Source organism: Polynucleobacter sp. AP-Melu-500A-A1, from assembly GCF_018882125.1.
GTDB lineage: Bacteria > Pseudomonadota > Gammaproteobacteria > Burkholderiales > Burkholderiaceae > Polynucleobacter.
Genome location: NZ_JACVOZ010000001.1, coordinates 631,780 through 638,322, shown reverse-complemented (window position 1 = coordinate 638,322; position 6,543 = coordinate 631,780). Strand labels below are relative to the sequence as shown.

At 43.3% G+C, this 6,543-nt stretch carries 5 protein-coding genes; 3 read left to right on the top strand and 2 right to left on the bottom strand.

Annotated features, from left to right (window positions below; all coding sequences use genetic code 11):
• Positions 1-119 precede the first annotated feature (119 nt).
• Positions 120-1,403, top strand: coding sequence for a Dol-P-Glc:Glc(2)Man(9)GlcNAc(2)-PP-Dol alpha-1,2-glucosyltransferase (locus ICN38_RS03340; RefSeq protein WP_216255091.1), 1,284 nt, complete (start codon positions 120-122; stop codon positions 1,401-1,403).
• Between the two features lie 57 nt (positions 1,404-1,460).
• On the top strand, positions 1,461-2,888 hold the full coding sequence (locus ICN38_RS03335; protein WP_216255088.1) for a hypothetical protein: 1,428 nt from the start codon (positions 1,461-1,463) through the stop codon (positions 2,886-2,888).
• Positions 2,889-2,913: 25 nt separating this feature from the next.
• Here ICN38_RS03335 and ICN38_RS03330 read toward each other — a convergent pair whose 3' ends face one another.
• Both ICN38_RS03330 and ICN38_RS03325 read right to left on the bottom strand, forming a co-directional pair.
• Entirely contained in the window at positions 2,914-3,264 is a 351-nt protein-coding gene (locus ICN38_RS03330; RefSeq protein ID WP_216255084.1) for a hypothetical protein, read from the bottom strand.
• Between the two features lie 5 nt (positions 3,265-3,269).
• A complete protein-coding gene (locus ICN38_RS03325; RefSeq protein WP_216255081.1) occupies positions 3,270-4,682 on the bottom strand; it encodes a GMC oxidoreductase in 1,413 nt (470 codons plus the stop codon).
• A 156-nt stretch (positions 4,683-4,838) separates the two neighbouring features.
• On the opposite strand from ICN38_RS03325, the gene ICN38_RS03320 reads away from it, so the two are divergent.
• Positions 4,839-6,542 (top strand): hypothetical protein, encoded by a 1,704-nt coding sequence (locus tag ICN38_RS03320; RefSeq protein ID WP_216255078.1) that lies wholly within the window; start codon positions 4,839-4,841, stop codon positions 6,540-6,542.
• The last annotated feature ends 1 nt before the right edge of the window (position 6,543 follow it).

Sequence of the window (6,543 nt, the reverse complement as noted above, 5' to 3'; positions counted from 1 at the left end):
TTTTTAGTTCTAGACTTAAAGATGGCTGATCCTGCTAGTCCTAAAGATTTAGGCATAGGCGAAGATACTCGTAAGTTAGGTATCGGTATTAAACGTGTGGTCATTGAGTAGAGGTAGGAATGAGAGAAGGCCCTATTTCGGATAATGTAAGCACACCAGAAGTAAAGGCTTCACATACCAGTTTTTGGCTTTTATTGGGCTTTGTGGTCCTTGCAGCTCTAGTCATGTTGTGGATCCTTCCAGCTAAACCCATTGCAGACGAACTGATTCACCTGCCTCAGATCCAATCCTTCATGGCAGGATCAATGGTATTAAATGGAATAGTAGCAATGCCGCCAGGCTTTCACCTTACGATTGCCTCAATAGCGAATTTGCTGGGACTTCAGGAACTTCGCGAGCTTAGAGTCATTAATACAGCAATCACCTTGATTTGCCCTTTGCTATTTTGGATATATCTGGCATCTGAAAAATCCAAGCTCCCAACATTAAGATCTACCCAAATATTGCTCTCGCCAATTATTTGGCCATTTTTCTTTCTGCTATACACAGATCTAAGCTCGCTTTTGCTGATCCTGACTGGCATGGCACTAATTGAACGTCGGCACTTTAAAATCGCTGCATTGGTATGCACTTTTTCCCTAGCATTTCGACAAAATAATATTTTTTGGACCGCCTTAATTTGGCTCCTTGCCATGGGAGATAGCTTCAGTATCTCTAGCTTGCTAGAAGATCGGAAATCTTCATTCAATGACTTTCTAAAGAAGATAGTCCCCGCCCTTAAAAAGACCTTCTTATTTTTTACACCCCTTATTGCATTCGCTATTTTTGTTTTCTTGAATGGCGGAATAGCAATGGGCAACAAAGATCTACATCAAGCCAGCGGCCTCTATCCAACTCAGGTATTTTTCTGTCTTCTAGTTTTTTGGCTCGTGCTGTTGCCAATACATATCAACAATTTAGCGTCCATTTTTGCACTCCTCAAGGCGCGCTCTTGGCTTATTCTTTTATTGGCTGCATTAGGAGTTGCTTACTATCTCAGTTTTGATATTTCTCACCCTTATAACTTTCCCTCTGATTACTTCATAAGAAACTGGGTTTTATATAAGCTTAAAGATCATCAATACTGGCGCCTTATTGCATTTATTCCTATGGCTTGGGCCTTACTATCCTTGGTGGTGACGAGCCTCGAAAAACGTTCATATTATTGGCTTTACCCCATCACTCTAGCCTCGCTCTTGCCAGTGCATCTGATAGAACAACGCTATTACATTATTCCATTGGTGTTGCTCATGCTTTTTAGAGTTCCGATGTCTAAAAAATGGGAAAGCATCCTTCTGATATGGACAATTTTGCTTAGCATCCTAGTCAGTTATGGAATTATCTCTATGAAGATCTTTCTCTGAATCTGATTCAAAGAAGGATAAAATCATTGGAGATTTAATGAACCTCAGATGTCTCTAATGAACCCTTCAAGCCACACCCCTCATTTTCAGAAGCCACGAAATTTATTAGCTAGTTTCCCGCTAATACTGGTTTGCCTATTGATCACTGCTCTAGTGACTGCTTTTGGGGGCATTCTCTATTTTGGCATTCCCGCATTAGAGAAACTCTATCTTTGGTTTATTCCAAGGCATCTGACTCCTATTTCCTCAAGTTATATGCTATTAGGGTTTTGTGCTCTTGGTATTGCAACCTTGATAAGCTTATCGAACTCTAAAACATGGGTGAAGTTACTTGCCATTTTTATTGCCGGCATTATTATTCACTACTCATTTGGCCTGGCAAAGGGCAATATAAATTTCATCAAAGATCGCATGGTCAATACGGGACATGCGACCTACGTCCGATTGGCAGCAAACACGCCCAGCATTCCTGAATTTCTCTCCAACTTTGAATCGCTTGCCAAAAGTGGTGCGCTTGGCGACTATGCCCCCACCAAACCACCAGGCACATCCCTAGTCTATTTATTTTCTGATCGCTTGCTAAGCACGGTAGAGGATGACCCCAAGATTAGGGCGACTAGGATCATCAATTTTTCTACCTATACCTGGCCAGCCATTTCTTATCTGCCAGTTTTTCTGATCTTCTTATTTGGTAGAAGCGTTGTCGGCAAAGACAATGCCATTCTTGCCTCATTGCTATACATCACTATCCCGGCAATGAATTTGATCAACTTACATACCGATCAAACATTCTACCCCTTGATAAGCCTTCTATGTGCCTTCACACTCTTTAAAGCATTTGCACTCAATAAGGCAGTACTCGCTTTTGTTTCTGGGGTCTTATTCTTTGGAGTGAGCTATCTATCTTTTGGAATGTTGCCTCTAGGGGTAGTATTTTTTGGCGCTCTCTTGCTTGCCTATAGACCGACTATCTCCCTTAAGCTAATTCCATTATTTGCTATTGGCTTTGTATTGCCCTGGTTAATTCTCTATATTGCTTTTGACTACAACCATTATTTCCGCTATGTGCAAGCCCTAGCAAAGCACCACAATACCAAAGGCTGGGAAGGAACTTGGCAGGTATTCAGGGAAGCTAACACCACCAATGTCGTTGAATACTGCGTCTGGATCGGCCTGCCACTAGCCACTTGCTTTATTTATGGCCTACTCACTTCATGGCAATTCTTTAATAAGCATCGCCTATATTTCTTACTGACGCTTTCTTTATTAGCAAGCCTGGCGCTGATCATTATGTTTGGAAAAACCAAATCTGAGACTGCTAGACTCTGGATGTATCTCAATCCTTACGTTTGTCTAATAGCCGCAGTTGCAATTGACTCACTTACCCAAAAGAGTCAACTTGCAAGAAAAAGATTTGTGGTTTTTATTGCGCTAAGCCAATACGCAGTCAATGCGCTAATTCTTCGCTATATGGATTTCATTTAAAACGTATTAATGCTTTAAATGTAAATTAAAACCAGCCTTTAACTTTTCCAAAGAAATCCTGAACCTTGCCCATCACTCCTTTTTCTTTAGGGGCAGGAGCGGGTGCTGCAGCATCAGCCGCTGGCTTTGCTGTTTTCTCTTGTAAAGCCTTGGTCTTTTTGGCTTCTAACTCTAATAAGCCTGGCTTATCTTCTAACATCGTGATCCAGCCAGCGTTATAGGTATCAATACCATCAATACGCGGCAATGCATCTGGATTAGCTCCCATGATTCCCACAGGCTTGATGCCAGAACTAGATTGCGCAAACAGACTGCCGCTGATGATCGGCAATAAAAGAGCTCCAAGGCCTAATTTAAGGATTGATCGTCTATTCATAGACCCTAGCCTACCTTTTTCATTTCTTTGAGAAGGTGATCGCCTAGGCGCATACCTAATGCGGCAATCGTCCAAGTCGGATTGGCATAACCAACTGTTGGGAAAAGGCTGCTGCCATTGATGTAGAGGTTTTGGTAAGACCAAACCCGGCCATAACTATCGCAAACACTTTCCTTGGGATCGGTACCAAAGCGGGTTACTCCGCTTGGATGAGCCCAGCCCCAAGTCTTTAAAAAGATAGAGTCATTATCAATCGTTGTAACGCCCAATTTATTTCTCAATAAATGCTCGCCCAATAAGCGCGCAGTTGTATCGATCGACATCGTATCTTTTGCACTAAATACGCAATACGTTTTCAGGCGATGCAAACCAGCCGCATTTTTTTCACTCACAATCTCAATACGATTATCGGGATTAGGTAACTGCTCGGTACGGCCATAAAGCGTGAAGAGAGCTAGCCTTTTACCCCACTTCTTTTCGTAAAACTCTTGGACCGCTTGCTCGTTAGGACTAATCTCACGCACTGCCGCAGGCGTAAAAGAAATCGATGCATTTAATAGATTGAGTTTGGTCTTGTAATCTGCACCAATAATGTATGCGGGCAACCACTTCTTATATTTAACTTGCGCCCAAGTAGGTTTTTTCACCACTGAAGGATCAATAAAGCCTTCACCAGTAGGTACGTGAGGATGGCCCATGAGGGTTTTTCCAACCAAGCCTGATTCATTGCCAACCGGCACTTGGCGCTTGGGGTCTGGCTGCAACAAGATTTGCGCATTACCCAAACCACCAGTTCCCAGCACGATACGGGTATTTTTCTTCACACCAGCAAAGCGCACATCACCATCGACTGAATACCAAATACCATTGATATGGGTGCTCGCATCATCTGCAGTAAATCGGATTACATTGTGCTTGACTCGCAACTCGATATTTTTATTCTTGGTGAGTAGCTTTGGATCAGAATAAGACAGCGGTGGATCCATGATGATGTAAGGACGATCGACAAACATCTTGGCCGTATCGTATTTGACTAAATTGGCTACTGAGGGATCTTCACCCATCGTCGGCGCTGAAATGCGGTAGTACTTTTCAATTTCATCAATCGAGATAGGCCATTTTGGGCGACCATCAATTCCAACTAAATCCCACTTTTCTAAAGGGGCTGAAAAACCATTCCAAATTCGCGATGCACCACCGTAAACCCGAGACCAATGTCCGCCCCAATGATGATTAATGTAGTGACCACGCTCATCGCTAAAAGTGAGGCTGTCGCCAAACTTGGTGAGCTCATAATCGCCGCCCTCTAATACCAAGATTCTTAAATTAGAATTTTTTAATTGCTGGATTACCGTTTGACTAGCAATACTGGTGCCAATCACAATTACATCAGCATCAAAATACTTTATAGGGTCCATGTCATTCGCATCTAAATAAGGGGGCTAAAAGCTAGGCAATTCACAGCGCAATTAACAGCAGCAACTAAGAGCATTTGGGCGATAATTGCACAAATGCCATTTTAATGGTTTTTATAAGCATTGATCCGGGTTCTAGCTCAGATCGACTGAAAACCGATGAAAACAATACTGACCCCAAAGCTCATCAAAACGCTCTTTTGGTGTATCTACATCCCTGTAGGCTTGTGGGCTTGCCAGCAGGTCGGCATTTCGTGGGATGAAGGCATTGAGCTCAATACCTACAAAGTCAATCTAGAGGCCATACTCGGGGTCACCCAGGGTGATTTAGCCCCCTATCAAGCGCTTTTGGCTTATGGTGATCGCTATTACGGGGTAGGCTTTCATATACCTGCCAATCTGCTCTCATTCTTGATAGAAACCGTTAGCCCCATATCGGCAGATCTTGGCAGTGAAGCACGTCGCATTACCCTCAACCACATTGCCATTTTTCTCAGCTGGGTAGGCTCCGGGTATTTAGTAGGCCAAATTCTCAAACGCGTCACTCAAGATGCCTGGATCTCCACTCTTGGCATGATTGCTTGTTTGCTATGGCCATACCTCTTAGGGCATGGCCTCATGAATATCAAAGATATTCCCTTTTTATTTGCTTGGCTCTTATGCACCAACCAACTCCTCTTCATTTTGAGCAAAACCCAAGCAAAGTCTTTGATCGGTGCGTACACCCTACTGGGCATCTTTACTGGCTGGCTTATTTCTATTCGCATCTCAGGAGTGCTCATTAGCCTAGAGTACCTAGCATTTCTGTTGATCTTTTGGAGCACCAGAAACAAAGATCAGCCAAGCATACAAACCCAATTGGCGCCAAGCACTTTCTCCTGGAGATCTATTGGTATCTTTTTACTTGCTACCAGCCTCACGCTCTTTGTGTGCTACCCCATTTTGTGGCACAACCCACTAGAGTTATTGAACGCCATTTCCTATATGAGTCGTCACCCTTGGGATGGGGATACCTTAACTGCAGGACGCTTCATTGCTGGTACCCAATTGCCTTGGTATATCGCCGCTTGGCTAGCAGTTAAACTGCCTTTGATTGCCATACTCGGCTTAGTACTCTGCCCGATAGCGCTTTACAAGTTAATACGAATCTCAAGCCCATCACAACATACGCTCCAGAAACCAAGCACAGCAGATGCTACCGAGCAATCACCGTGGAACGCACGCGCCATTGCAGCCCTACTTTTAACTGTCTCACTCATTTTGCTGGCTCTGGTAATCAAAAAGGTATCGCTCTATAACGAGCTAAGACAAATTCTCTTCATCTTTCCTCTGCTGTGGATAGTAGCTATTAGTAGCTTGCGTTGGATTAATCGCAAATTCACTTTAGGTCTGCTACTTTCAAGTATCGCCCTATTTAGTTGGGACAACCTCAAACTCTTTCCTTATCAATATGTTTACTTTAATGAGATTGCCCGGCAATTTCCGATTGCTACGCAATATGAAAAAGATTACTTTGGCTTATCAAGCACCCAATCGGCTAGATGGCTTAATCAAAATATCCAAGAGAGCACTCAAGCTCTAAGTGCTGAATGTGTATACGTCTCACCCTTGCATCTCTGGCAATACACAATCGATAATCAGAAGGTTGCTTGCAGTAAAGACTTTAGTGAGCGCCCTCAAAATAGATCAGCATCCTCCCAAAATCAATCTACAGGACAGGCTTATTGGATTGGGCTTCCTGTAAGAGATAAAGTGAAGGCGCTACCCATTCCCAACTGCACCATCTTGCACTCAGAAGAGCGCATTCTTCCACTATCCTCTCAAACCCTGGTTATGAGTGAGCTATATACCTGTCGACCATAGC

Coding starts and splice junctions, on each gene's coding strand:
- ICN38_RS03325 (WP_216255081.1), bottom strand. CDS start 4,682: ATGGACCCTATAAAGTATTTTGATGCTGATGTAATTGTGATTGGCACC.
- ICN38_RS03320 (WP_216255078.1), top strand. CDS start 4,839: ATGAAAACAATACTGACCCCAAAGCTCATCAAAACGCTCTTTTGGTGT.
- ICN38_RS03335 (WP_216255088.1), top strand. CDS start 1,461: ATGAACCCTTCAAGCCACACCCCTCATTTTCAGAAGCCACGAAATTTA.
- ICN38_RS03330 (WP_216255084.1), bottom strand. CDS start 3,264: ATGAATAGACGATCAATCCTTAAATTAGGCCTTGGAGCTCTTTTATTG.
- ICN38_RS03340 (WP_216255091.1), top strand. CDS start 120: ATGAGAGAAGGCCCTATTTCGGATAATGTAAGCACACCAGAAGTAAAG.